At 65.4% G+C, this 25,704-nt stretch carries 17 protein-coding genes; 1 reads left to right on the plus strand and 16 read right to left on the minus strand.

What is annotated here, in order from left to right:
• Positions 1 to 287 precede the first annotated feature (287 nt).
• Positions 288 to 1,259 carry a hypothetical protein gene (locus CH278_RS04470; RefSeq protein WP_032366761.1) on the plus strand — a complete coding sequence of 324 codons (972 nt, stop codon included), beginning with the start codon at positions 288 to 290 and terminating at the stop codon, positions 1,257 to 1,259.
• Positions 1,260 to 1,423: 164 nt separating this feature from the next.
• On the opposite strand, the gene CH278_RS04475 is transcribed toward CH278_RS04470, so the two are convergent.
• The 16 genes from CH278_RS04475 to cobM form a co-directional block, all read right to left on the minus strand.
• On the minus strand, positions 1,424 to 2,968 hold the full coding sequence (locus CH278_RS04475; RefSeq protein ID WP_027494804.1) for an acyl-CoA carboxylase subunit beta: 1,545 nt from the start codon (positions 2,966 to 2,968) through the stop codon (positions 1,424 to 1,426).
• Positions 2,969 to 2,971: 3 nt separating this feature from the next.
• A complete protein-coding gene (pks13, locus tag CH278_RS04480) occupies positions 2,972 to 8,011 on the minus strand; it encodes a polyketide synthase Pks13 (RefSeq protein WP_094621289.1) in 5,040 nt (1,679 codons plus the stop codon).
• Positions 8,012 to 8,053: 42 nt separating this feature from the next.
• On the minus strand, positions 8,054 to 9,952 hold the full coding sequence (fadD32, locus tag CH278_RS04485; RefSeq protein ID WP_027494806.1) for a long-chain-fatty-acid--AMP ligase FadD32: 1,899 nt from the start codon (positions 9,950 to 9,952) through the stop codon (positions 8,054 to 8,056).
• Positions 9,953 to 10,131: 179 nt separating this feature from the next.
• Complete coding sequence (locus CH278_RS04490) at positions 10,132 to 11,130, minus strand: LLM class F420-dependent oxidoreductase (protein WP_027494807.1); 999 nt, start codon at positions 11,128 to 11,130, stop codon at positions 10,132 to 10,134.
• Between the two features lie 288 nt (positions 11,131 to 11,418).
• Entirely contained in the window at positions 11,419 to 12,372 is a 954-nt protein-coding gene (locus tag CH278_RS04495; RefSeq protein WP_027494808.1) for a cutinase family protein, read from the minus strand.
• A 9-nt stretch (positions 12,373 to 12,381) separates the two neighbouring features.
• Positions 12,382 to 12,933 (minus strand): DUF732 domain-containing protein, encoded by a 552-nt coding sequence (locus tag CH278_RS04500; RefSeq protein ID WP_032374174.1) that lies wholly within the window; start codon positions 12,931 to 12,933, stop codon positions 12,382 to 12,384.
• 83 nt (positions 12,934 to 13,016) lie between these two features.
• A complete protein-coding gene (locus CH278_RS04505) occupies positions 13,017 to 14,918 on the minus strand; it encodes an alpha/beta hydrolase-fold protein (protein WP_052053692.1) in 1,902 nt (633 codons plus the stop codon).
• A gap of 219 nt (positions 14,919 to 15,137) precedes the next feature.
• Positions 15,138 to 16,151 (minus strand): alpha/beta hydrolase, encoded by a 1,014-nt coding sequence (locus CH278_RS04510; protein ID WP_094621290.1) that lies wholly within the window; start codon positions 16,149 to 16,151, stop codon positions 15,138 to 15,140.
• A 331-nt stretch (positions 16,152 to 16,482) separates the two neighbouring features.
• Positions 16,483 to 17,493, minus strand: coding sequence for an alpha/beta hydrolase (locus CH278_RS04515; RefSeq protein ID WP_174557192.1), 1,011 nt, complete (start codon positions 17,491 to 17,493; stop codon positions 16,483 to 16,485).
• Between the two features lie 213 nt (positions 17,494 to 17,706).
• Positions 17,707 to 19,572 (minus strand): flagellar motor control protein ZomB, encoded by a 1,866-nt coding sequence (zomB, locus tag CH278_RS04520; RefSeq protein ID WP_306436685.1) that lies wholly within the window; start codon positions 19,570 to 19,572, stop codon positions 17,707 to 17,709.
• The gene (locus CH278_RS04525; RefSeq protein ID WP_027494814.1) at positions 19,550 to 20,455 is read right to left on the minus strand and encodes a decaprenyl-phosphate phosphoribosyltransferase; all 906 of its coding nucleotides are present in this window, start codon (positions 20,453 to 20,455) and stop codon (positions 19,550 to 19,552) included. The genes zomB and CH278_RS04525 overlap by 23 nt, the downstream gene beginning before the upstream one ends.
• On the minus strand, positions 20,452 to 20,988 hold the full coding sequence (locus tag CH278_RS04530; protein ID WP_176456748.1) for a phosphatase PAP2 family protein: 537 nt from the start codon (positions 20,986 to 20,988) through the stop codon (positions 20,452 to 20,454). The genes CH278_RS04525 and CH278_RS04530 overlap by 4 nt, the downstream gene beginning before the upstream one ends.
• The gene (locus CH278_RS04535) at positions 20,966 to 22,873 is read right to left on the minus strand and encodes a glycosyltransferase (RefSeq protein WP_094621291.1); all 1,908 of its coding nucleotides are present in this window, start codon (positions 22,871 to 22,873) and stop codon (positions 20,966 to 20,968) included. The genes CH278_RS04530 and CH278_RS04535 overlap by 23 nt, the downstream gene beginning before the upstream one ends.
• Entirely contained in the window at positions 22,870 to 24,099 is a 1,230-nt protein-coding gene (glf, locus tag CH278_RS04540; protein WP_027494817.1) for a UDP-galactopyranose mutase, read from the minus strand. The genes CH278_RS04535 and glf overlap by 4 nt, the downstream gene beginning before the upstream one ends.
• A 67-nt stretch (positions 24,100 to 24,166) precedes the next feature.
• Positions 24,167 to 24,916 carry a precorrin-6A synthase (deacetylating) gene (cobF, locus tag CH278_RS04545; RefSeq protein ID WP_027494818.1) on the minus strand — a complete coding sequence of 250 codons (750 nt, stop codon included), beginning with the start codon at positions 24,914 to 24,916 and terminating at the stop codon, positions 24,167 to 24,169.
• On the minus strand, positions 24,913 to 25,656 hold the full coding sequence (gene cobM / locus CH278_RS04550; RefSeq protein WP_094621292.1) for a precorrin-4 C(11)-methyltransferase: 744 nt from the start codon (positions 25,654 to 25,656) through the stop codon (positions 24,913 to 24,915). The genes cobF and cobM overlap by 4 nt, the downstream gene beginning before the upstream one ends.
• Positions 25,657 to 25,704 lie beyond the last annotated feature (48 nt).

Genomic DNA, 25,704 nt, shown 5'->3' on the forward strand with positions numbered 1-25,704 from the left:
GCCCCTCCGCGTGGTGTCGCCCGCTCCTTTTTGGAATCAATGTCCCTTTGTTGCACTCTGACTGACTGAATCCCGCATTCATTCGGACGGGGTTGGCGTACGGCCGATGGAGCGGGGTTCGGCACACGATCGATGGAGCGGGGGCTTACCACCGACCCCCGACAGTTTTCGGTGGACAAGACACGCCCTTGAGACATTTGTGCACAACCTCGTCGACCATCCACAGGGAACCCCTGAACGGCCGTTTTCGACGTCGAAGTGTCAGTGTCGCGTTCGACAGTCGAGGCATGAAACGGGGAGTTTGGGCCACAGACCTATCGATGCTCGAGGACGTCGCCGATCACGGCGTCGTGACAAGGGCACAGCTTCGCTCGGCCGGTGTCGCGGACGGGACGGTAGCCGGCCGATGCGCAGCCGGCGGACCCTGGCAGCACTTGCTGCCAGGGGTGGTGCTGTTGCACAACGGCTTCCCATCTCACCGACAGCGAATGGCTGCTGCCCTGGCTTACGGCGGCCCACACAGCATCCTCACTGGGAACGCGGCATTGAGTGTGCATGGCTTGGGGCCGAATCCACCGTCGAATGAAGTTCACATTCTCGTCCCGAACGAGATGCAGCGAGCATCCGTCAAATTCGTCCGATCCGAACGCACCTGGCGCATGCCCGAAGCCGTGTTCGACCACGGTCCGCGCTGCGCTCCGGTATCCCGGAGTGTCGTCGACGCGACCCGCGCACTACGCGGACGATCTCAGTGCACGGCTCTGATTGCGGAGATCATCAGACGGGGTGCGGCATCACTCGAAGAGCTGGCAATCGAATTGGCGGAGGGGCCGAGACGCTACAGCGCATCGACACGGTTGGCGATCAGGGATCTGGAAGGAAACGCTCACTCCGTCGCCGAGGCGGACGCTCAACGGCTCTACCGATCGAGCGGACTCCCACCAATGATTCACAATGCCCGGCTGTTCACCTCGGACGGTACATTCCTCGGTAGCCCCGACGGCTTCCTCGACACAGTCTGCTTCGGGTGGGAGATCGACTCCCTCGCTCATCACCTCTCGCCGATCGATCATGCGAACACGATGGCTCGCCGAGCTCTCCTGCAACGCCACGGCGCGATCGTGGTGTCACATCTGCCGCAGGACATCCGGGACGACCCCCAGCGCGTGCTCGCGGATCTTCGGGCCGGCTATCAACAGGCTCTGGCGCGGCCCCGTCCGAACCTCGTTCTTCGACGGAGCGCGACGTCGACCGGATGAATGTCTCTTGCAAGCACTCCAACTGCAACAAAGCCACATTCATTCGCTTCTGGCTCGAGGAGACAGATGAATGAATGCGGCTTTGTTGCAGTCAGAGCGACTGAAACCCACATTGATCCCAAAAGGGAGCGAAGCGACCCCGACGTGGGGACGGGCGCGCGTGGCTAGATCGGCAGCAAAGAGTGCTTACGCGGACTCTTGTGCACTTCCTTGTCTTTCAGGATGTGCAAGGCCTTGCGAATTTCGAGGCGCGTCTGCGAGGGCTCGATGACGGCGTCGATGTAGCCACGCTCGGCGGCGATCCACGGGGTTGCGACATGCTCGTTGTAGAAGTTGATCAGTTGCTTGCGCAACGCCGGAGCGTTCTCGCCCGCCTCGGCGAGTTGCTTGCGACTCATGATGTTGATGGCGCCCTCGGCACCCATGACGGCGATGCGGGCTGTCGGCCAGGCGAGGTTGATGTCGGATCCGAGCTGCTTCGAGCCCATCACCGCGTATCCGCCGCCATACGACTTACGAATCACCACAGTCAGTTTCGGCACCGTCGCTTCGACGAACGAGAAGATGAAGCGGCCACCGCGATGGATGACGCCGAGGGTTTCCTGGTCGACGCCGGGCAGGAAGCCGGGTGTGTCGACGAGGAAGATGATCGGAATGTTGTAGGCGTCGCTGAGGCGAATGAACCGCGCACATTTGTCCGCTGCCTTGGCGTCGAGTGCCCCGGACAGGTGCATCGGCTGATTGGCGACGATTCCCACCGGACGACCGTCGACGCGGGCGAAGCCGGTGATGACGTTCTGTGCAGTTTGGGCGGCGATCTCGTGGAACTCGCCGTCGTCGAAGATGCGCAGGATGATGTCGTGCATGTCGTAACCGGCGTTGTCGGCGTCGGGCATGAACGAGTCGAGCGTGCGATCGGATTCGGTGATCTCCGGCTCGAGCCCCGGGTTGATCACCGGTGCCTCTTCCTGGCAGCTCGACGGCAGGTAGCTCAGGTAGTTCCGAATCCAGTCGAATGCGGCCTTCTCGTCGGCAGCGACGTGGTGCACGTTGCCGTTGATGGCCTGGACACGGGCACTACCGAGTTCGTCGAGGCTGACGTCCTCGCCGGTGACGGACTTGATGACGTCCGGCCCGGTGACGAACATGTACGCCTCTTCGGTGGCGACGACGATGTCGGTGTTGATCGGTGCGTACACCGCGCCACCGGCGCATTTGCCGAGGATCAGCGAGATCTGCGGGCACAGGCCGGAGAGCGCCTCGTGGCGTCGACCCAGTTCGGCGTACCACGCGAGGGAGGTGACGGCGTCCTGCACGCGAGCTCCACCGGAGTCGTTGATGCCGACGACCGGGCAGCCCATCTTGATCGCGAAGTCCATGATGCCGGCGACCTTGCGGCCGAACATCTCGCCGACGGTTCCGCCGAACACGGTCTGATCGTGCGAGAACACTGCGATCGGACGGCCGTCGACGGTTCCGTGCCCGGTGACGACGCCGTCGCTGTAGAGGGCACCCGGATCGTTCGGGGCCTTCACCAGCGCGCCGATCTCAACGAAACTGCCGGGGTCGAGCAGCGAGTTCACGCGATCTCGGGCGCTGGGTATGCCCTTCTTTGCGCGCTTGGCGATGCCGATCTCGCCGGCCGGTTCCTTGGCCAGTTCCAGCCTCGCCCGTAGCTCGGCCAGCTTCTCCGCAGTGGTGCCACTCAAAATCTACGCTCCGGTTCTTGCAGACTCGATGTTCTCGAGCGTCTTCGACAGATGGGCCGCAATTTTTCCAATGTACGGCTCGTCGACGACCGCGAGGTGGTCGCCTCCGACGTAGACGATCTCGAGGTCCTTGACCACCGGTCCCCAACCACCGTGGTCTTCGCGGGTGGCGTATGCGGGCTCGAGGGCGATCGCGTCGTCGTGGTACTTGTCGGCGAGGTACAGCGTGACGTGCCCGCCGTACTCCTTGAGCTCGGCTGTCTGGATAGCCCGATTGTCGAGCCACGACGTCCGCTGATGCTCGATGATGCCGCCGGGAATCTTTGCCCCACTGAGCTTGACCAGATCGGTGATGATCCGAATCTGACCCTCGTCGTCGGAGTCGACCAACTTGTCGTACGGGATCGGGTAGTCGACGTTGTACGTCTTCTTGGCGAACGCGGCGTACCGCTCCCAACGCTTGCGGACTTCGTCCTTGGTGTCGGGGATCTTGGTGCCGGGCATGACGGTATCGAGCAGCCCCACGTAGGCGACCTCGATGCCTTCCTCTTCCATCTGACGCGCCACCTCGTAGGCGAGGATGCCGCCGAGCGACCATCCGACGAACACGTACGGTCCTTCGGGCTGGATCGCCTTGATCAGCGGCACGTACTCCGCGGCGCGCTTGGCAATGGGTCCTTCGACGCGCTCGAGGCCGTACATGGGCGTGCCTGCCGGCAACTTCCGCAGCAACGGCTCGTAGGCGACGGTGGAGCTACCGGCCGAGTGGAACGCGAATACCGGTGTGGCCGTGGAGCCCTCGGGACGGGCCCGAAGATTGCGCACGACACCGTCGATCTCGCCGTCCTCGAGATGCGGGCGTACCTTGTCGGCGAGCTGCTCGATGGTCTCCGAGTCCAGTACGTCGTCGAAGGTGATCTCCCCGCCGGCCCGCTCGGTCAGGCGAGCGGCCAACTTTTCGGCCGTCTCGTCGTCGAGGATCGGCAGGGTGTTGAAGATGCCCTTGGCCGATTCCTTCGTCACCACTGCCCACGTTGCGAACGTCATCCGCTCGGCGTTGTCACGTGGGGGCACATCGGATCCGGCAGCCTCGGCGAACGCTTCCTTACCGCCCAGGTCGGTCTGCGCTGCGACCACCGGTGCGGGTTGGTATTCCGCACTCGGCACCGCGGTCTCCGGTGCGGCCACGGCCGTCTCCAACGCTTCGTCGCGTGCAGTCGCGCCACTCTCGGCAGCTTGCTCGGCAGCCTTTTCGGCGGCCTGCTTGTCTGCCAGCGCCTGCACCTCGTCGCGGTTCTCGATCGCGTAGCGCAGGTACTTCTCCACCTCACGCAGGTTCGCATCACGCACGGCCTGCAATTGCACTGTGGGGATGTCGAATTCGTACTCGACGCGGTTCTTGATCCGAACGGCGCTGAGCGAATCGAGCCCCAGTTCGATCAGCGGCACCTCGGGAGGTAGGTCCTCGGGTGCGTAGCCCATCGACTCGGCGACGATGATCGCCAACCGATCTTCGAGCTTCTGATTGCCGTTGGGATCCCAGCGGTCACCGAACGTCTCGACGACCTCGGGCAACTCTTCCATCGGAGACGAGGATCGCTCTTCTACCGCCACAACGGGTTCCGGCCGCACATCGCCCGAGGTGACGACAGCCTCGTGCAGCAGGGTGAACGCCGAGCCCTCGTGTGCATGGACCTGGACCGACGCCCCACCGAGGTGCGAGGTCAATGTGGTGACGACCGTGCCGCCCGCGGGCACCGATGCATGCGAGACCGAAGCACCCAGAGCCACATCGGAAAACACCTGCGAGGCAGCGGCGGTGACCAACGCATCGAATCCCGAGACGGCCGAGGCCTGGACTTCCCAGACGTGGCGGCCGTCGGGCAGCGCCACCCGGGCACCGGGAACGCGAGAGTTACCGCTGGAGCTGACCTGCGAGTTGAGCCAGAACTCCTTGCGCAAGTACGCAGTTCGCGGAATTGCGGCATACGGACCCGACTCGAACAGCGTCGCCAGTTCCAGCGCGTGACCGTGCACGTACAGCTGCGCCAGCGCGGCGAGGAACGTGTCGGCCTCGTCTTCCTTGCGCTTGAGCGTCGGAATCAACGTGGCGTCGGCCAGGCCGGCAGCCCACGCGGTAGCGGCAACCGACATCAGCGCGACGGGGTTCGGGGCGAGCTCCACGAACGTCGTGTGCCCGTCTCCCACAGCAACATTGACGGCCTGGGTGAACCAGACCGGGTGACGCATTCCCTTGGTCCAGTAGTCGACGCCGTGAATCGCCGCATGTCCGACGCGGTAGTGCGCCTCACGATCGACCGAGGAGTAGACCCCGGCGGTGAGCTTGCTCGGTTCGATTCCGGCGAGCTCGGCTGCGAGCTCACCGAGCAGTACGTCGACTGCCGCGGTGTGTCCTGCTCCCTTGACGTCGAGCAGACGGGCCATTTTGCCTGCGGCCTCGGCCTTTTCGACGAGGGCTTCGACCTCGGCGCGGGGCCCGCCGACCGTGGTGTGCGTGGGCGCGGCGTACACGCAGGGCTCCACGTTCGGGAACTGATCGGTGAGGGTCTTGACCTCGTCGGGGGTGTACTCGACGAGTGCCATGGCACCCTGCGAGGCGGCACCGAGGCCGTCCTGGCCCTCGGCCAGCAGCCGCGAGCGGGCGTAGATGATGCGGACGGCGTCTTCGAGGTTCAGGCCTCCGGCCACGTACGCGGCGGCGACCTCACCCATCGAGTGGCCGATGACGGCCGACGGCTCGGCACCGTGCGCGCGAAGCGTTGCGGCCAAGGCGATCTGGATGACGAAGATGGCGACCTGGGAGTTCTCGAACTCGTAGGTCTGCGAGTCGTCGAGGATGATCTCGCGGATGGAGTAGCCGGCTTCGTCGACGAGCAGCTCGTCCACCTTGTCCACCTCGGCGGCGAACACGGCATTGGTTCGGTACAGCCGCGATGCCATCTTGCGGTGCTGCGAGCCGAATCCGGAGAACACCCACACTGCGCCGTTGGACGCGGGCGAGTCCGCGGAGAACACGCCCGGTCCGGGCTTGCCTGCTGCGATTGCGCGCAATCCGGCGATGGCCTCGGCTGTGGTGGACGCGAGAACCACTGCGCGCGAACGCCCGTGGTTACGCCGAGCCAACGTGCGGCCGACATCGACGAGAGGCGTCGTGCTGCCCTCTTCGGTCTCGAGCCAGTCGGCCAGTTCCGACGCCGCGCGTTTACGACGCGACGGCAACGCGGCCGACACCGCGAGAATCACTGTCTCCGGAGCACTGTCGGACTCCGCCAGGATGGTCTCGGCCTCGGCGACCGGGCTGGTCGTCTCGGCGTCGAGCTGCTCCTCGTAGACGCCCTCCACCACCGCGGCCTCGGGATCCACGGCAGCGGGGTCGAATTCGGCCGAGGTCTCACCCGGTACGTACTCGCGTACGACGACGTGGGCGTTGGTGCCGCCGAAGCCGAAACCGGAGATGCCGGCGACGGCCTTGCCGGTGTACCGCGGCCAGTCGGTGGCCTCCGGGATGACCTTCAGGTGCGCCTTGTCGAAGTCGATGTACGGGTTGGGGCCCACGTAGTTCAGTGACGCCGGGAGTTTGTTCTCCTGCATCGCCAGCACGACCTTGATCAAACCTGCTGCGCCTGCGGCAGATTCGAGGTGTCCGAAGTTCGTCTTCGCCGAGCCGAGCAGTGCCGGCTTGTCCGCGTCGCGGCCACGGCCGACCACGCGGCCGAGCGCATCGGCCTCGATGGGATCGCCCAGAATGGTTCCGGTGCCGTGCGCTTCGATGTAGTCCACGCCCGACGGGTTGATGCCGGCGTCGCGGTACGCGAATCGCAGTGCGTCGGCCTGTGCATCGGGGTTCGGCGCGAGCAGTCCGTTGGAGCGGCCGTCCTGGTTGATGGCGGATCCGGCGATGACGGCGAGCACCTGATCGCCGTCTCGCTCGGCGTCCTCGAGTCGCTTGAGCACGACGAGTCCGCCGCCCTCGGAGCGGATCATGCCGTTCGCGTCGGACGAGAACGCCTTGATCCGGCCGTCGGGTGCCAGCACACCGGTCTGGCCGAAGCCCACGGTGATCGGCGGCGCGAGCAGCATGTTGACGCCACCCGCCACGGCCAGATCGGATTCGCCGGTACGCAGGCTGCGCACTGCCTGGTGCACAGCAACCAGCGAGGACGAGCAGGCGGTGTCGACGGCGATCGACGGCCCGCGGAAGTCGTAGAAGTACGACACGCGGTTGGCGACGATGGCAGTGGACGTGCCGGTGAGTGCGTACGGGTGGACGGCCGGGTCGCTGACGGCGATGAGCTGGTAGTCGTTAGAGGAGCTGCCGATGAAGACGCCGACCTGGCTGCCCTTGACCGAGCTGGCCGGGATGTGCGCGTGCTCGAGCGCTTCCCAGGTCAGTTCCAGCGCGAGGCGCTGCTGCGGGTCGACGTTGACGACCTCGTTGGGCGACATCGCGAAGAACTCAGCGTCGAAGGTCTTGACGTCGTCGAGGTAGCCACCCTTGGTGACCGTCGCGTCGACGGCTGCGGCGATGACGGGATCGGAGGTGAATTCCTTCCACCGGCCCTCGGGCAGGTCGGTGATGCCGTCGCGGCCCTCGATGAGCAGCGACCACATCTCCTCGGGGGTGTGACCGGTGCCGGGGAAGCGCGACGACAGTCCGACGATCGCGATGTCGTGGGCGTCGCCCGACTGCACTCCGCTGGTGTAGAACGCGTCGTCGACGGTACCCACCGGCTCGTCGGGTTCGCCCTCGATGATGATCTTGGCCAGAGACGCGATGGTGGGGTGCTGGTAGACGACGGTCGCGGTCAGCGTGACCCCCACCAGCTCCTCGATCTCACCGCTCAGTGCGACGGCATCGCGAGAGGACAGACCGAATTCCTCCATCGGACGGTCGTCGGAGATGGCCGACGCGGGTTGACCCGTCGCGTCCGCAACCCAGTTGCGTAGCCAATCCCGCAGTTGGGCGACCGTGAGGTCCGTCCCGTCGGCACTCTGAATCTTGTCTGTCTCTTGTTCAGCCATTACTCACCAAGCTATGTATCGAAGGAACGGGAGGCCCAGAGATCAGTCGGGTAGTTCGGCGTCCGGGAATGCCGTCTGCTGGTAACCGCCGCGCAGGGTGCCCTCGATGTAGGCGGCCTTGCACGCGCGTCGGGCGATCTTGCCGCTCGACGTACGCGGGATGGAACCGGCCGGGACGAGCAGGACGTCGCGGACCGTGACGCCGTGCCGCGCCGAGACTGCGGTGCGCACCTCGTCGGCGATCGGAGCCGGGTCCGCCTTGCCCGAGCCGGGAGCGCGCTCGGCAACGATGACGAGCTGCTCGGAGCTGTCGTCCGAATCCTTGGTCAACGCGGCACCACTGAACTCGAACACGACGTCGGGCAGCTGGTTGAGCGGCACCGCGAACGCTGCCACGAAGCCCGGCCGCAGAGCCTTGCTTGCTTCCTGCGCCGAGAACTCGATGTCCTGCGGGTAGTGATTGCGGCCGTCGACGATGACGAGGTCCTTCACGCGGCCGGTGATGTAGAGCTCGCCGTCGTGATAGACGCCGAAGTCTCCGGTGCGCATCCAGTTGGCACCCTCGGGGGCACCCGTGGCGTGCGACCCGTCGGCGACGCGGTGGACGAGCTTGTTGTGGAAGGTTTCGCTGGTCTCGGTCTCGCGACCCCAGTAGCCCTTGCCGATGTTCTCGCCGTGCAGCCAGATCTCGCCGACGTGTTCGTCGGGCACCTCGGTGGCGGTTTCGGAGTCGACGATCGCGGCCCACTGACTCCGGGCGACGGTTCCGGTCGATACCTGCGGGATGGCTCCGGGAGCGTCGGGTGCGACGACGACGAAGTTGCCTGCGTTCAGCTCGACACGGTCGACGTAGACGACCTTGGCCTCGTCGGCGTGCTTGCTCGTCGAGACGAACAGCGTGGCCTCGGCCATGCCGTACGACGGCTTGATCGCGGACTTCGGCAAACCGTACGGGCCGAAGGCCTCGTTGAACTTCTTCATCGACGACGTGGTGACGGGCTCGCTGCCGTTGATCAGGCCGATGACGTTCGACAGGTCGAGACTTTCACCGTTCTTGGGCAGTCCGCGCTGAGCGGCGTGCTCGAACGCGAAGTTCGGTGCCGCGGCGAACGTGCCTGCTCCGTCGGAGACAGCGGCGAGTTCCTTGATCCAGCGCCACGGCCGCTGCACGAACGCGCGCGGGCTCATGATCGTGATGTATTTGCCACCCAGGGCCGGGAGGATGACGGTGAGCAGACCCATGTCGTGGAACATCGGCAGCCAGGTGACGCCGCGCGAGTCGTAGTTGATCTCCATGCTGTCGACCATCTGCAGCGCATTGACGCCGACCGCGCGGTGCGTGATCTCGACGCCGGCCGGGGTCCGCGTCGAACCCGACGTGTACTGCAGGTAGGCGATGTCGTCCAACCCTGCCTTGGGCTCGACCCACGTCTCGCCGACGCTGTCGGGAACGGCGTCGACGGCGATGATGCGGGGCCGCTCGGCAGCGGGGAGCGCGCGGAAGAACGCGCGAACGCCCGCCGCGGAGTTGCTGGCGGTGAGGATCGCGCTGGGCTTGCAGTCGCCGAGGACGGCATGCAGGCGGTCGGTGTGGCCGGGCTCGTCGGGATCGAACAACGGCACCGCGATGGTGCCCGCGTAGATCGCACCGAAGAACGCGATGACGTACTCGAGGCCCTGGGGAGCGAGGATCGCCACGCGGTCACCGGGCTCGGTGACCTGCTGCAGACGGGCGGCGACAGCGCGCAGCCGCTTGCCGAACTGTGACCAGGTCAACTCGTGCGCTTCACCGTCCCGTTCCCGGGAGTAGTCCATGAACCGGTACGCGAGCGTGTCGGCGTTCTCTTCGACGTTCGCCTCGACGTGGCGGACGAGTGTCTGCCCTTCACCGATGGTGATGTGGCCGTTCTCATCGATGAAATCATCGAACGTGTGGCTCATTTGCTTCAATCTCCTCCGACACGAATCGCTGCCACACATCGTGCGTGACCTGGCCTTGCATTGACGACGTTCATCGATGCAGACCCCGAACAGCGTTTTATGTTACTAAGTGGTAACTCCAGCGGTGGCGGTTTCGGTCGACCTCGAGGCCGACTCCATGCTACCGACACGCGCCTGCGTCACTCGCCTTTCAGCAAGTCGACAACCGGAGCGAATGCTTCCATTTGTGTGGGGAAAACCCCGACATAGGACATCGTCGTCCGCGCGCGAACGTTACGGATCTGATCGGCGATTTCCTCGTACGTTCCGAAGGCGAGGTACGGCGACGACAGAATGTCCTCGACCGTGAGCTTGACGTCGACGTCCACGTTGGGCGGATAACCGTTGTCCAGCGCGGCCAACGCCATCTCGGCCATCTGCTCGCGATCGTCGGTGACCACGATGGTGGTGATCGCCCAGTTCAGCTCGATGTCGTCGAACCGATCCCCTGCGGCAGCCCGGATGAGCTCGACGCGCTCGAGAGTCTTCTCGATGGTCATGCCCGACAGCAGCAACTTGCCTTCCTTCGAGGTGCTCGGCACCACGGAGATGATGTCGGCGTGCTTGGCCGCCAGCGCGAGCATCTTGGGGCCGCCGCCGCCGATGCAGATCGGCGGACGCGGTCCCTGACGCGGACGAGGGCTGCCCTTGAGACCGGTGATCGTGTAGTGCTTGCCCTCGTAGTTGCATTCCTGACCGCGCAGCAACACGTCGAGAATGTCGAGGGTCTCCGCGAGCTTCTCGATGCGGACGCCGGGACGGTCGTAGGTGATGCCGGCCTTGTCGTATTCCTCGCGCATCCAGCCCGCGCCGAGTCCGAGTTCGAGCCGTCCGCCGGAGAGCACATCGATGGTCGCCGCGTCCTTGGCGAGCACCGCGGGATGGCGGAAGCCGTTGGCGAGCACCGCCGTGCCGAGCCGAATCTTGTCGGTGGCGACGGCGAGAGCTCCGAGCGCCGCGATCGGCCCGACCTGATTACCGAGATGATCGGGGATCATGAAGCTGTCGTAACCCAGTTCCTCGGCCTGCTGAGCCAGCTTGATGAACTTCCGAGCCCCGCCCTCCTCCGCGTTTCCCTCTCCGCCTGCAGCGAAGCGGAATTTGCGCGGCCCGGGGGTCGCGGCCTCGGCGGAACTCATCTATTGCTCTCCTCTGGGGTCTGGAGCGGCCGGCACCTGGGGTCTGAGGTGGTCGGCACCGGGGTCTGGGCACACCGTGCGGGGCAGTCGGCCGGGGCCGATCCGCGCAGGTCCAAGGCGTCACTCTAGCCGCTCGCGGGAGCGGATCCCACCGACTGGGGGTCGCAGACCACAGGTTTGTGCCCTGCACCAGTTGGCGACACGCCGCGTTGTGACCTGTCCGTTATCCATGACACCGGTCACTGCGCTACCCACGACCCCGATCACGCCGTCGTCCACACGACCCGATCACGAGTGCGGAGGCGTCGGCGCATTCTCGATCAGATCGGCCGCCCACGCCGCCGTCCACTGGGTGGCCGTCGTGCCGGAACCGTCGACGACGAAACTGTTGTACGACGCGTGCACCGGATTGCCCGCCGCCCCGATCAGAATTTGGATGCTCTGCGGAATGTTGCGCAGCGACAGTCCATCCGACGGGGACGCACAGATCAGGTCGCCGGGTGCACAGATCTGATTGGTCCGGTCGTCGAGCGCGCCGAATCCGCCGTCCCGACGCCCCGTCATGGTGATGCCGGGGAGGTCGAGTCCCCCGAGGGCGACCTCGGCTCCGACGCCGTCGAGCGGTCCCGGCACGTCGGTACCCGACACTCCGTCGCGGCGGCCGTCGGCGATGAGGGTGACACCGAGGACACGATCGGCGGAGATGGGTCCGTTACCCGCGCCGATGTCGGCCGCGATGTCGCCGGAGATGACTGCGCCCTGAGAGAAGCCGGCCATGACGAAGTTGGTCAGTGGGCATCGCGCCGCGACGTCCGACATCTTCTGTACCGCAACGTTTTTACCCTCGGTACGGCTGTTGTTGTACGACTGTTGGCCGTCCGGCGGCAGCGCGATGGGGTTCGAGAACTGTGCGACGTAGGGCACCGTGTAGACGTCCGCGCGAGATCCGGGGAACTGCTCCTGCAGCGGCCGGGTGACGTTGAGCATCAGCGACACCGGATTGGCGGTCGGGTTGTACGGGTCGTCGGTCGACGACGACTCCCACGTACCGGGGATGGCAATGACCTGGACGTCCGGGCAGTCCGCCGGTTGTGAGGTCGGCTGCTCGGGCCCCGGCGGCGGCACCGGTCCCGGTCCGGGTCCGAGACGCCCGGCGAGGAGGTACCACAGGGCCACGATGACGAGCCCGATGATCACCGCGAAGGCGATCACCGGCAGAACTCTGCGTTTACGTTTGGCCATCAGCGCGAACTACGGCGTGCAGTACGTCGCCTGCGCGGCGGCGATGTAGGTCTGGGCTGCCTGCTGGGCCTGCGTCTCGTTCATCTGCGTTCCGGCTGCACTCGCCTCGACGCCGACGTTCGCGGTGACGTAGGTCGTGATTTCGTCGGCTGCGACGCCCTGCGCCTGCGCGGCACAGATGTAGTTGGCCGTCGACACCGCGATGTCGCCGTTGCCCGCCGGAGTGACGCCCTTGCTCTTCAGCTCGTCGAGGAAACGCTGGCCACGGTTGTCGATCTGGCTCTCCGTCGGCCCCGGGAAGTCGTCCGGCACGGCCTGGGGTTGCTCCGGCGGTGCCGTCGCAGCCTCGCCCGGGCTGGTGGTCGGAGCGACAGTCGTGGTGGTGCTCTCGGCCGCCGACGTCGACGAACTCGCCTCGGTCGTCGTCGCAGCTGCCGTGGTGGTGCTCGTCGGCGCGCCGGTGGCCGTCGAGTCGTCACTTCCACACGCCACCAGCATCGAGCTCGCCGCCACGGCGAGCACGCCGAGTGACAGAGTTCTGGCCAGAGAGTTACGCGTCATCGATCGAAATCCTTCGGTCGTCGGGTCGCAGGCGAGAGTACAGCCACGCTCTGAGAGAACTCTGAAGCCGTGACCGCCTCCGGTCACGGAGCAATCGTGGCCTTGCCGTCCTTGACGGTGATGATGCCGAACTGGAAGTTCTGTTGCTTACCGCCACCGTCGATGTCGAACTGATCGCTGGTGGGGTAGCCGAGGCGGCCACCTTCGTAGCCCACCGATCCCCAGGCGTCGAAGATCGGGCCGTACGGCATGGACCAGGCTCCGCTGACCGGGCTCCAGTAGATGTTGCCGGTCTCGAACTGATTGAACCGTCCGCCGTCCCGGATGGGGCCGATCTCGTTGGACTTGGGGAACCCGAGAGGTCCACTCTCCCAACCCAATTCGCCGTACTTACCGAGAATCATGCCCTGCACAGAATGCACGCCGGCGTCGGGAGAGGTGTAGATCGCGCCGATCTCGAAGCCCTGCACCGAGCCGGGCTTGTTGGGTGTTGCCACCTCGTCGAGCACCGGGTATCCCAGAGGACCGCCCTCGTACCCCTGGGCTGCCCACTCGTCGAGCACGGCACCCTTGACCACATGGGCTCCGGTCTGCGGCGTGAAGTAGACCATGCCGTTCTGGAAGGCGTTGAAGCGGCCACGGCCGTCGGGAGTGGCGATCTCGCCGGTCTTCGGGAAGCCGAGCGCACCCTCGGGGCCCTTGTTGCCCTGGTAGATACCGCCGATAGCGCCGGCAACCACCTGCGCCCCGGTGTCGGGAGTGAAGAAGACCCGACCGAACGTGAAGTCCTGAGCTCGTCCGCCTGCGACGTTGTACTCCGCGGTGAGGCAGGGACCCAGCCACGAATTCGCGCCGCTCGCATTGCCGATCATGCCCGCGACACTGCAGGCGGGCTTGTCGACCTCGACGCCGAGTGCCGTAGCGAGCTGCGGCCACAGCTGGTGCAACTCGAACTGCCAGTACGGCCACGAGTGCGTTCCCGAGGGGCGGTAGTTGACCTGCGCGGGGATTCCGAGCTGGTTGAGCTTGGTGGCGAAGGTCTGGGAAGTGAGTCGCGAGAGGATCTCGAGGCCCATGCCCGCGTAGTTGGTGCTGACGCCCGGAATCGGCGACGGCTGATCGTACGGGCCGGTCGAGCCGTTGCCGCTCGAGATGTACAGGCTGACGCCCTTGAGCTTGTCGGCCAGCAGGTACGGATCGTGCTGAGCCCACAGCGAGTTGGACGGTGCGCCCCACATGGCCTTGGAGTTGTAGCCGCCGGCGTCGGTCATCGCGTACTGGATGGCCTGCGGCATGCCGAGCGAAGTGGTGGTCAGGATGCCCGACAGCGAACCGGCGAACTTGAAGAAGCCGGGGTTGCGGGCCGCGAGGAACATCGCCGACGTGCCACCCATCGACAACCCGACGACGCCGCGGTTGTCGGTACTGCGCCAGTCCTTGGCCAGGATGGGCGGCAGCTCCTTGGTCAGGAACGTCTCCCACTGGTAGTTCTTGCCGTTGTCCTGATCGACCCAGTCGGAGTAGAAGCTGGATTGTCCGCCGATCGGCAGCACGACGTTGACGTTCTTGTCGGCGAAGTAGGCCTCGGCGTCGGTCTCGGCCGTCCAGCCGTTCTCCTGGTCGGTCGCCCGGAGTCCGTCCAACATGTACACCTGCGGGAACGTGGCCTGCGGGTTGATGTTCCAGTCACGCGCGAGCAGCAGCTGCACCTGGATGGGCGTTCCCATCGAGGGCGACTGGATCCACAGCGCGACGCGGCGATCGGAGAGCCAGTCCACCGAGGTGACGGTTGCTCCACCGGTCTGGGTGTAGGCGGGGCCGGTCTGCGCCATCGGGGCGGCATGAGCAACCGGGGCTGCAGTGGCCAACGTCGTCGTCGCGAAGGGAATCATCAGCGCGGAGGCGACAGTCACTGCTGCTGCCGCTCGCCGAGCCCGTGTGCCGGCCGATGGGGTACGACCGAACCGAACAAGCCCAGTGCGCATGATGGTGACTCTCTTTCCTGTGACGACCGAAGGTCTCGTCTCGAGACATGCTTCGTATGTCTTTCTACACGTGCCCGATGGCCACGAACAGCAGACTCGCTGTGACTGGTGGTGCGAATGTGAATTGGGGAGGCTCGGAGAGCCGGCGCTCGAACCGACAATGCCGCCCGACGCGAGAGCGTGGGGCGGCATTGTCGGAGAGCACGTTACGGAACCGAATCAGGCGTTCAGCGCGTCCAGGATCTGGGTGCGTGCCTTCCACAGCTCGGCACCCCAGTACGGCCAGGCGTGAATTCCGTTGGCCGGGAAGCTGTAGGTTGCCGGGATACCGAGGGTGCGCATGCGGATCTGGAATGCACGGGTGTTGGCGAGCGAGAGTGCCTCGAGCGCCATGCCGTTGGCGGTGTTGTAGAAATCGATCGGGGCGGCCGGGCGGTCGAACTGGCCGGGCAGGCCACTGGCTGCGGAGATGTACAGCGACAGACCCTGCAACCTGGGTGCGAAGACGAACGGGTCGTTGCGCAGCCACGCCGGGTTCCAGGGCGGTCCCCACATGGAGTCGACGTTGAAGCGGCCGGCATCGAGCATCGCGATACGAATCGCCTCACGCATGCCCGGGGCCGAGATGTTCAGGTAACCCGAGAGCGAGCCGGCGAACTTGAACTGGTCGCGGTGGTACGCGGCGAGCGTCAGGGCAGCCGAACCACCCATCGACAGTCCGAGAACACCGTTGTTGTTGCGCGAGACGCCGTAGTTCTCCAGGAACGCCGGGAGCTCCTGCGTCAGGAACGTCTCCCACTTGTAGGTGACTTCCTGGCCGTTGAAGTTCGACGAGGTGTACCAGTCGCTGTAGAAGCTGGACTGTCCGCCGACGGGCATGACCAGCGTCACGTCGTCGTTGGCGAACTGATCCTGCGCGTTGGTCTCGAAGGTCCAGGCGTTGCGATCGTCGCGGGCACGCAGGCCGTCGAGTAGGTAGAGAGCAGCGTTTCCGCCGCGCGCCGCCCACTGGACCTGGACCTTGATCGGACCCATCTCGGACGGGACGATCAGATCCTCGCGGCCACCGGCCGGGGTCTGGTGGACGACGGCAGTCGGGGCAGCGACTGCGACTGCGCCGCCGACGACACCGGCTGCGATCGGCAGAACGAGTGCGGCAGCACCCACGCCGAGCAGGCGCTGACGCCAGCGTGATGACGCCTTCGGGTTACTGCTGAGGCCGGCAAATCGCATGAATCGTGCTCTCTCTCATCTACGCGGTCTCCGCTGTCGTAGCGGCCCCCGGCAATCGAACAGGGCTGACTGACGGCCCATGAGGCCGGGGTGAAGCTGTGGTGTGTCGAAACGTCGAGGTTCTGCTGCATAACAGGCGAACCGCTCGATGGAGGTTATTCCATCGAGCGGTTCCAAGGCAAAACTGTGATCAGCGTCCCAGTTTCGCCTCTGCGAGTTTCTGAAACAGGAGACTATCCTGCGCGGTCCCCGCTGAACAGCCCTGAAAAGTCGTGAAATATCACTACAGGGCCGAAAGCGGGGACTGCGACAGCAAACGCTGCCGGGTGGATCAGTTACCGATGTTGGCGCTCAGGTCCGGTGCCATGACGCGGATCTGCTCGCCCCAGTAGCCCCACTGGTGGGTACCGACGGCCGGGAACGCATACGTGACGTTGTTGGCACCGATGCTCGCCATGCGGATCTGGAAGGCACGGCTGTTCGCCAGGGCGATGGCCTCGAGGCCCATACCGTTCGCGGTGTTGTAGTAATCGATGAAGCTCTGTGGGCGATCGAGACCGCCGGGCAGACCGCTGCCTGCGAAGACCCACACGCGCGTGCCGTTGTCACGCAAGCGAGGCGCAAAGACGAACGGGTCGTTGCGCAGCCACGCCGGATCCCACGGCGGGCCCCACATCGCGTCGATGTTGTAGCGGCCGGAGTCCAGCAGGGCCAGGCGCATCGCCTCGCGCATGCCGGGTGCAGAGATGTTCAGGTAGCCCGACAGCGAACCGGCATAGCTGAACTGGTCCGGGTGGTACGCAGCCAGCGTGAGGGCTGCGGAGCCGCCCATCGAGATGCCGATGACACCGTTGCGGTTCGGGTTGAAGCCGTAGTTCGCGCGCAGGTTCTCGCGGAGGTTCTGCGTCAGGAAGGTTTCCCATTTGTAGGTGGTCTTCTGACCGTTGAAGTTGGACGGTGCGTACCAGTCGGAGTAGAAGCTCGACTGTCCACCGACCGGCTCGACGACGTTGATGTTCCACGAGGCGAGAACTGCTCCGGCGTCGGTCTCGTGCTCCCAGCCCGAGATGTCCGTCGTGGCGCGCAGGCCGTCGAGCAGGTAGACGACGCGGTTGGTGTTACCGTCCGCTGCCCGCCACACCCGGCTCTTGATCGGGCCCATGCTCGAGTCCGTCCAGACGTCGATGGCGTTGCCGTCGAACGCTGCGTTGGCAGTTGCGCCACCGCCCGCCACGGCCAAGCCCAGTGGTAGCACCACTGCCATCAGCATGGATGTTGCGGCGCGGCGTCCCCAGGAGCCCGCTCGCTTGTCCCCGGACCGGCTCTTCCATCTACCCAGCATGCACTCGACCTCTCAGCAGCTTCGTCACATCGGTTACGCAATCAACGATTGATCTCGCAAGTTCATCATGTATGCGCCCGACCCAGGGTCTGGCGCATACATATCCTCCGCACTTATCGCACGAAGTACGTCGCCCGTTACAGGATCGAGACAGCTCATCTTCGCGTCGAGACCGAATCGGCGCAACCCGGTGATCTTCTCGTGTTCTGTCGGCTAATTATCCGCCTTCAATACAGGTGCCGGAAGATCACATCGCTGTATTTCGTATTTCGGCACCCGGTCGAATCGATAACCGGCATAGAACAACGAACGTTTCACATTCCGGACGAACAGATCCTTCGTCAACGGTGCTCGGTAGGACGTCAGCATTTCCTGGGTGTCCGGGCAGGTCAACGCCACCTGAGCTTCGGTCACCCAGTCCTCGTCCATGTACCAGGGCAGGTACGGATGGATGCCGACCAGTCCCAGATCGGCGACGACCCAGTCCGGGTAGAGGTTCTTGTCGTGACCGATACGGCCGTTCTCGAGGCGTTCGGTGTGCGATGCCAACGGGTACGCCAGCCCCATCTGGTCGATGACCCGCACGTCGAGGCCGACGTTCATGCTCGTCATCCCCAGGTTGAGGAAGTAGACGGTGTGACCGAATCCACCCTCGGGGATCGGGAGGGGCGGCGGGACGACATCCCAGTAGGTGAATTGCGCGGACGGCAGCAGCAATCCGCCGTCCGGGGTGTCGTCGATCGCCTGAACCATTGCCCGCATCCGCGGATAGTCGAGATAGTCCGACGCCAGGATCGGATGAGCGTGCCCGGTGTTGAGCGAATAGAACGCTCGTTCGTCGACGATTCCGCTTCGTCCGACGATCGAGCCCTGGGGCATTCCCGTCGTGTTCGCCGCAAGCACAGCCCAGACGACGATCCCACCCCAGACGAATACATCTGCGACGAAAACAGCAGTCGCACGATTACCGGACCATCGTTGCGGGAGCGCGACGGGCAATATCGAAATGGGCAACAGCAGCGTGAACAGGGCGGGCAACAATGTTCGCCCGTGCATGAAATCGCCACCGACTCGAATTGCGTAGACCGCGAGCAACAATCCACTGACGAGCACGAATACGACGACAGCAGTCGGCGTGCGCAACGCGGCGAGCAGGCCGCCCACTGTTCTGGGCAGCGTCGGGCGCACTCGTGTCACCGACAGGGCGGCACCGAGCAGGAGCAGCACCAGCGGGAGCCACAGTAGGTACGGTCCCGTCAGGTTGGTCAGATACGCCCACCCTTGCGACCACTTGGCACCGCCGGCGTCCTTGGACACTGCGGTGTTGGGGTACGGAAGGCCGTAGTAGCCCATGCGCCAGATTTGGTACAGCACGGGAACCGCGCCCGCGAATGCGAACACGCGCAGCCTCGACAACCACGTCTGTGGGGCGAGGAAGATCATCGCCAGTGCCAGAACCGACACGATGGACAACTCGGGGCGCACCAGCGGGCCCAGGCCCGCGAAGAAGGCCAGCAGCAGCAGCTCGACGCCACCTCCGCGGCGCTGCCCCCAGCGAACCATCAGCAGCCACAAAACCGCCAGCCAGAAGATGACCAGGCAGGTCTCCAGCCCGGACGTCGCGAAGTCACGGGCCGGCGGTACCGCGATGTACACGAGTACACCGGCGGGGAGGAAGAGAGTGCGTGACGCAGTGCGCCCACGCAGGGAGAACGTGCCGATCATCGCGATGACGACGGCCGCTGTGGACAGCACGAGCGCGATCGTCAGGACCACGTACTCGAGCCGGCCGTCGCTGAGCCAGCTACCCGCGTAGACGAGGTACGTCCAGATGGTGCTCGTGTTGGTCTCGACCCGCTCGCCCGCGTTGAACACCGGGCCGTTGCCGGCCAACAGGTTGCGGACGGTGCGCAGGACGATCAGGCCGTCGTCGGCGATCCAGCGACGTTCCCAGGCACCCCACAGAAACAGGGCACCGGTGACGACGGTCCCGACCCAGAAGACCGCCCTGGTCGAGACCGCCGGTGCCGGGGTGTCTTCTCGCGTGTCTCGCTGGTCAGGCGAGGTAGACAGCGACACCAACCACTCCGATCCACGCTATGGCGAGTAGCTGGAGAACCCTGTCTCCCAACGCGATCTCTTCGGGTTCGCCTGCCTCGCCGCCGTCTACGTCCACTGCGTATCGCAGGATTGCGATAGTAAACGGAATCATCGAGATGGCGAACCAGTTGGAGTCCGTTTCGGCGTCCTGCTGAAAAGCCCACAGGCCGTAGCAGATGACGACGGCCGTCGCGGACAGCGTCCACACGAAGCGCAGATATGTCGTGGTGTAGTTCTCGAGCGACTTACGGATCTTCGCCCCGGTGCGTTCGGCCAGTTGCAGCTCGGCGTAGCGCTTGCCTGCCGCCATGAACAGCGAGCCGAACGCCATGATCAGCAGGAACCACTGCGAGAGCGGGATCGAGGCAGCGACGCCACCGGCGATCGCGCGGAGCAGGAAGCCCGAGGAGACGATGCAGATGTCGAGCACGGCCTGGTGCTTGAGGCCGAAGCAGTACGCCAGCTGGATGACGATGTAGACGCCGATGACCAGCGCGAGCTTCCAGTTCGCGAAGAACGACAGGCCGACGGCGAGTCCGAGCGACACCACGGCCATCGCGTAGGCGATCGTGACGGGCAGGACTCCTGCAGCGATCGGCCGGAACCGCTTGGTGGGGTGCGCGCGGTCGGCCTCGACGTCCATGGCGTCGTTGACCAGGTAGACGCCGGAGGCGGCGAAGCAGAACACGATGAACGCGAGCGCGACGGACAGCAGCACGTCGCGATCGGTGACCGAGCCTGCCGCCAACGGCGCGGCCAGGACCAGCACGTTCTTGACCCACTGCCGCGGGCGAAGCGCCTTGACGATGCCGTCCGCCAGATTCTTCGGCGGTGCGCCTACGGGTGCGGCATCCTCGCTCATTTGTCTCCTTCGAACTTCACGACGGCAGCAGCCGTCAACGCGCCGAGTGCAGATCCGGCCAGCACGTCGGTGGGGTAATGGACTCCGAGCACCAAGCGCGAGAGCAACATGGGTGGGACGAGGACCGCCGGTAACGGTAGCCCGGTCACGCGGCCGAGGAGAACCGCAGCCGCTGTGGTGGATGTCGCATGCGACGACGGGAAACTCAGCTTGCTCGGCGTCGAGACATTGATCCGGACGGCCGGATCGTGGGGACGCGGCCTGCGCACGATGCGCTTGATGACGATGGACGCGGCATGCGATCCGACGGCACCGACGGCCACCGACGCCCACTGGCGTCGCCGCGGCGCGTCCAGCGCAGCGCCGATACCTGCGATCGCCACCCAGCCGAGGGCATGTTCGCCGAAGTGCGACATCCCGCGCGCGACGGTGATCGCCCCGGGGGCGCTGCCGACCGTGGCCTGCACCTTCTCGAGGATGCGCACTTCGGTCGGTGCCTCGGTCTGGCTCTTACGCCTGGTAACGAAAGACACGTTCCCACGTTTCCTTACTGGTCAGGTGCGGCACGGCATCACGGTATCGAGCCTTGAGCGCAGGGAATTCGGCTGCCAACTGCTTGCGCAACGACAGCGCTTCCTTCAGCAACGCCGCCGCCTGCGCGCGGTCGCGCTTGCGGTAGACGACGCCTCGGCCGTCGGCGGTGGTGACGGTGACGCCGTCGACCTGGGACAGCAGGAACCAGCGTGCGTCGAGAGTCGGCACGTTGAGCTGCGGACGCTCGTGGTGCTGCTGGTGCGCAGGCTTGACGTTGTGCAGCAAGCCCTTGGCCAGACGACGGACCTTGGAGATCGGGTTGGTCGGCAGGCCGACGGCTCCGACTTCCTCACCCGATGCGAGCGGCAACTCCGTGGAACTGCCGACAACAACGGCGTCGGGGAATTCCTTGCGCAGTGCGTGCACCGTCGGCAATGCCGTGGGCAGGATCTCCAGGATGTGCTCGGGACCGGCCAGGAAGTCACGAATCGCGAGGTTCTGGATGGCGACCGTCGAGTACTCGAGGCACAGCAAGTGCTTGACGGTGGCCTTGATCGTGTCGAGCACCAGGCCCTTGCCGTCGCCGGGCATGTGCAGCGACGCGACAACGAGACGGTTGCGCAGGTGGAAGTACGCCTGCCAGTCGATGGCGTCGTCCTTGTCGCTCCACGCCATGTGCCAGATCGCGGCACCCGGCAGCGTCACCGTCGGGTAGCCGGCTTCGCGTGCGCGCAAGCCGTATTCAGCGTCGTCCCACTTGATGAACAGGGGCAACGGCTGCCCGAGTTCCTCGGCGACGACGCGCGGGATCATGCACATCCACCAGCCGTTGTAATCGACGTCGATGCGGCGGTGCAGCAGCTTGCTGGTGCGCAGCGGGTCCTCGGAGAAGTCGTGGTCGTATTCGACGTTCTGCGCGCCGGTCCACATGAAGTTCCCGCGGTCGATCACTTCACCCATGACGTGCAGGTGACTACGCGCCTGCAGATTCAGCATCTGGCCGCCGACGAGCGTGGGCACCTTGGCGAAACGCGACATCGCCAACGCCCGCAGAATCGAGTCGGGCTCGATCTCGATGTCGTCGTCCATGAACAGAATGTGTTGGCAGGCAGTGTTGTTCAGCGCCTCGTACATGATCCGGCTGTAGCCGCCGGACCCACCGAGGTTCGCCTGATCGTGGATCGCGAGACGGCCACCGAGCGCAGCTGCGGCCTCGTCGAAGCCGGGTTCGTCCTTCGCCTTGCGGGTGCCCTGATCCGGCATGATCACGGCCTGGATCACGTCGAGCACCAACGGGTCCGAGCCAAGGGCGACAAGCGCTTTGACGGCGTCGGTCGGTCGGTTGAATGTGGGGATACCCACGGCGACGGTCGCCTCACCGGGAGCGTCGATCGGCGCGTACCAACCGGCACTCTCGAGGACCACCTCGGAATCGGAGGTGATGTCGAACCAGATCCACCCGCCGTCCTCGAACGGGCCGAGGTCGATCAGAAACTCTTGCGCCGCATCGCCGTCCACGGCCTCGCGGCCCTCGACGTGGATGCGCGACGCATCGGCCTTGGACCGGTAGACGTCGATTCGGCAGTGGCCGGACACCTCGACGCGCAGCACCACGGACTTCAGGATGCTGTAGCGCCGCCAGTAGCTCGCCGGGAATGCGTTGAAGTAGGTGCAGAACGACACCTCGGACTCGCCGCCGATGGTGAGCGAGGTACGCGAGAGCGAGTGCGCGCGTTTGGCATTGGTGGTCGCTTCTTCGAGGTACAGCGTGCGCACGTCGAGCGGCTCACCCGAACGGGGCAGCAGAACACGCTGCAACAGCGATATTCCGAGGACCGGCGCGACGTCTGCCACCCCGTCCTCGAGCAGATGCTTGGCGGTCATTTGTCCCCCGCCAGGGCGGTGCCGGTCTCGAAGTGCGGGGCCAGGGTGTTGTCGTACATGTTCAGTGCGCTCGCGATGGCCATGTGCATGTCGAGGTACTGGTACGTGCCGAGTCGACCACCGAACAGCACACCGTTGGAGGCCGTCTCGGCCTTCGCGCGGTTGCGGTACGCCTCGAGCTTCTGCCGGTCGTCGGGGGTGTTGATCGGGTAGTACGGCTCGTCGCCGCTCTCGGCGAAACGTGAGAACTCGCGCATGATGACCGTCTTGTCGGTCGGGTATTCACGCTCGGGATGGAAGTGGCGGAACTCGTGGATCCGAATGAACGGCACGTCGCCGTCGTTGTAGTTCATCACCGGCGTTCCCTGGAAATCGCCGACCGGGAGCACCTCGGTCTCGAAATCGATGGTGCGCCAGCCCAATTCGCCCTCGGAGTAGTCGAAGTAGCGGTCCAGCGGCCCGGTGTAGACGATCGGGGCGTCCGGGCTCTCGGCGACCAACTCGTCGCGAACATCGAACCAGTCGGTGTTCAGGCGAACGTCGATTTTCTCGTCGCGTGTCATGTTCTCGAGCCACGCGGTGTAGCCGTCGACCGGCAGCCCCTCGTAGGTGTCGTTGAAGTAGCGGTTGTCGAAGGTGTAGCGCACCGGCAACCGGGTGATGTTGCCCGCGGGCAGTTCCTTCGGATCGGTCTGCCACTGCTTGGCCGTGTAGTCCCGGATGAACGCCTCGTAGAGCGGACGTCCGATCAGCGAGATTGCCTTCTCCTCGAAGTTCTGCGCGTCCTTGGAGTCGAACTCACTGGACTGATCCTCGATCAGGGCCCGCGCCTCGGCCGGGGAGAAGAACTTCCCGAAGAACTGCGAGATCAGCCCCAGGCCCATCGGGAACTGGTACGACTGACCGTTGTGCAGCGCGAAGACGCGGTGCTGGTAGCCCGTGAAGTCGGTGAACTGGTTGACGTAGTCCCACACGCGCTTGTTGGACGTGTGGAACAGGTGCGCACCGTACTTGTGGATCTCGATACCCGTCTCGGGCTCGGCTTCCGAGTACGCGTTGCCGCCTAGGTGGTGCCGCCGATCGAGAACGAGAACACGCTTGCCCAGCTGGGACGCCGCCCGTTCTGCCACGGTCAGACCGAAGAACCCGGATCCGACGACGATGAGGTCGTAGCGGCCGGTCGCGGTGGCGTCGGAAGAGGTGGTCTCGGGGCTTACAGCAGTCACGGGCAACCAGGGTATCCGACGATCGTGACGGCTCCACCCCGCCAGGCACCGCCCGGCCGGTCCGGTGTCAACCTGGCAGGCGTCGGAGCAGGTAGGTATCCATCACCCAGCCGTGTGCCTCTTTGACCTCGGCGCGGGCGCGGCGAATGTCGTCGAGCACGTCGTCGAGCGGCCCGGCCACGAGCTTCTCGTCGGTCGTACCCAGGTTGGCTCCCCAGTGGATGCCCCAGCCTGCGCCGGTCAGCGCACTGCAGGCCAGGTTGCCGTCGAGCATGACGACGAGGTTGTCCAGCCCGGCTGCGACGTCGCCGGCCAGGTTCCTGCCGGTGGTGATGACGATCGGGCCCCCGATGCGATTGAGGACGAGTCGATGACTCGCCGCCAGCATGGACACGCTGGAGATGCCGGGTGTGACATCGAACTCGATGTCGCCGCGCAGTTGGGCGATCCGCTCGACGACGCGGATCGTGCTGTCGTAGAGCGCGGGGTCTCCCCAGACGAGAAACCCCACGACGGTGCCGTCGGCGAGACCGTCGAGCACGTCGGCGTACGCCCGGGCGCGGGCGTCGTGCCAATCGAGGACCGCGGTCTCGTACTGCCGAGGTGACCGGTCGCGTGGGGGGTCGGGCACCTCGATGACCCGGTAGCTTCCACCGTGGTGGCGTTCGAGGATCTCCTGCCTGGCTGCTGCGAGATCCCCGACGGACGCGCCCTTGTCTGCCACGACGAACACGTCCACGGCCCGCAGCTTCTCGACGGCTTGCACCGTCACCTGGTCCGGGTGACCACCGCCGATGCCGATCAGATGGATTTTCACGAGCGGTCCCGGCAGGCGTCGTACAGGTGGGATTCGGCGAAGACGCGACGAGCCAGAGCAGGACCGACGAGGATCACCGCAGCTTGACGAAGGCCGGCGGCCTCGACCTGGTCGGCGATGTCGGCCAGAGTGCCGCGCAGAACGATCTCGTCGGGCTTGCTGGCATGGAAGACGACCGCGGCGGGGCAGTCCGAGCCGTAGAACTGCGCCAACTCGTCGGCGAGGACACGGGTGCGGGTGATGGCCAGATGCAAAGCCAACGTCGCGCGAGTGGCCGCGAAGTTGGCCAGCGCCTCGGTGTCCGGCATCGCCGTCGAGCGGGCCTGCGCGCGAGTGAGGACCACCGATTGCGTCACCTCGGGAACGGTCAGCTCGACGCCCAACGTGGCCGCGGCGGCCGCGTAGGCGGGCACTCCCGGGGTGACGTCCCACGGCACACCCGCGGCGTCGAGTCGAGCCGACTGTTCTGCGATCGCGGAGTAGAGGGAAGGGTCACCCGAGCACAGGCGTGCGACGTCGTCCTCGCGCTGGTCGGCGGCGACGAGTTCGGCGGTGATGGCATCGAGATCGAGCTTCGCGGTGTCGACCAGGCGAGTACCTGCCGAGCAATGTTCGAGGATCGCGTCGTCGATGTAGGTACCGGCGTAGACACACACCGGACTGGATCGCAGGAACTCGACGGCCCGCAACGTGAGCAGGTCTGCCGCTCCGGGTCCGGCTCCGATGAAGTGCACAGTCACAGGTGGAAAGCGTAGGGGGCGGGAGTGGAGCCTGCGGAATGACCCATG

Source organism: Rhodococcus sp. 05-2254-5, from assembly GCF_002258575.1.
Classification (GTDB): domain Bacteria; phylum Actinomycetota; class Actinomycetes; order Mycobacteriales; family Mycobacteriaceae; genus Rhodococcoides; species Rhodococcoides fascians.

Excerpts from the sequence above, each read along its gene's own strand:
- CH278_RS04510 (WP_094621290.1), bottom strand. The coding sequence starts at position 16,151 with ATGCGATTTGCCGGCCTCAGCAGTAACCCGAAGGCGTCATCACGCTGG.
- CH278_RS04505 (WP_052053692.1), bottom strand. The coding sequence starts at position 14,918 with ATGCGCACTGGGCTTGTTCGGTTCGGTCGTACCCCATCGGCCGGCACA.
- CH278_RS04500 (WP_032374174.1), bottom strand. The coding sequence starts at position 12,933 with ATGACGCGTAACTCTCTGGCCAGAACTCTGTCACTCGGCGTGCTCGCC.
- fadD32 (WP_027494806.1), bottom strand. The coding sequence starts at position 9,952 with ATGAGCCACACGTTCGATGATTTCATCGATGAGAACGGCCACATCACC.
- CH278_RS04525 (WP_027494814.1), bottom strand. The coding sequence starts at position 20,455 with ATGAGCGAGGATGCCGCACCCGTAGGCGCACCGCCGAAGAATCTGGCG.
- CH278_RS04495 (WP_027494808.1), bottom strand. The coding sequence starts at position 12,372 with ATGGCCAAACGTAAACGCAGAGTTCTGCCGGTGATCGCCTTCGCGGTG.
- CH278_RS04470 (WP_032366761.1), top strand. The coding sequence starts at position 288 with ATGAAACGGGGAGTTTGGGCCACAGACCTATCGATGCTCGAGGACGTC.
- pks13 (WP_094621289.1), bottom strand. The coding sequence starts at position 8,011 with ATGGCTGAACAAGAGACAGACAAGATTCAGAGTGCCGACGGGACGGAC.
- CH278_RS04490 (WP_027494807.1), bottom strand. The coding sequence starts at position 11,130 with ATGAGTTCCGCCGAGGCCGCGACCCCCGGGCCGCGCAAATTCCGCTTC.
- CH278_RS04515 (WP_174557192.1), bottom strand. The coding sequence starts at position 17,493 with ATGCTGGGTAGATGGAAGAGCCGGTCCGGGGACAAGCGAGCGGGCTCC.
- CH278_RS04535 (WP_094621291.1), bottom strand. The coding sequence starts at position 22,873 with ATGACCGCCAAGCATCTGCTCGAGGACGGGGTGGCAGACGTCGCGCCG.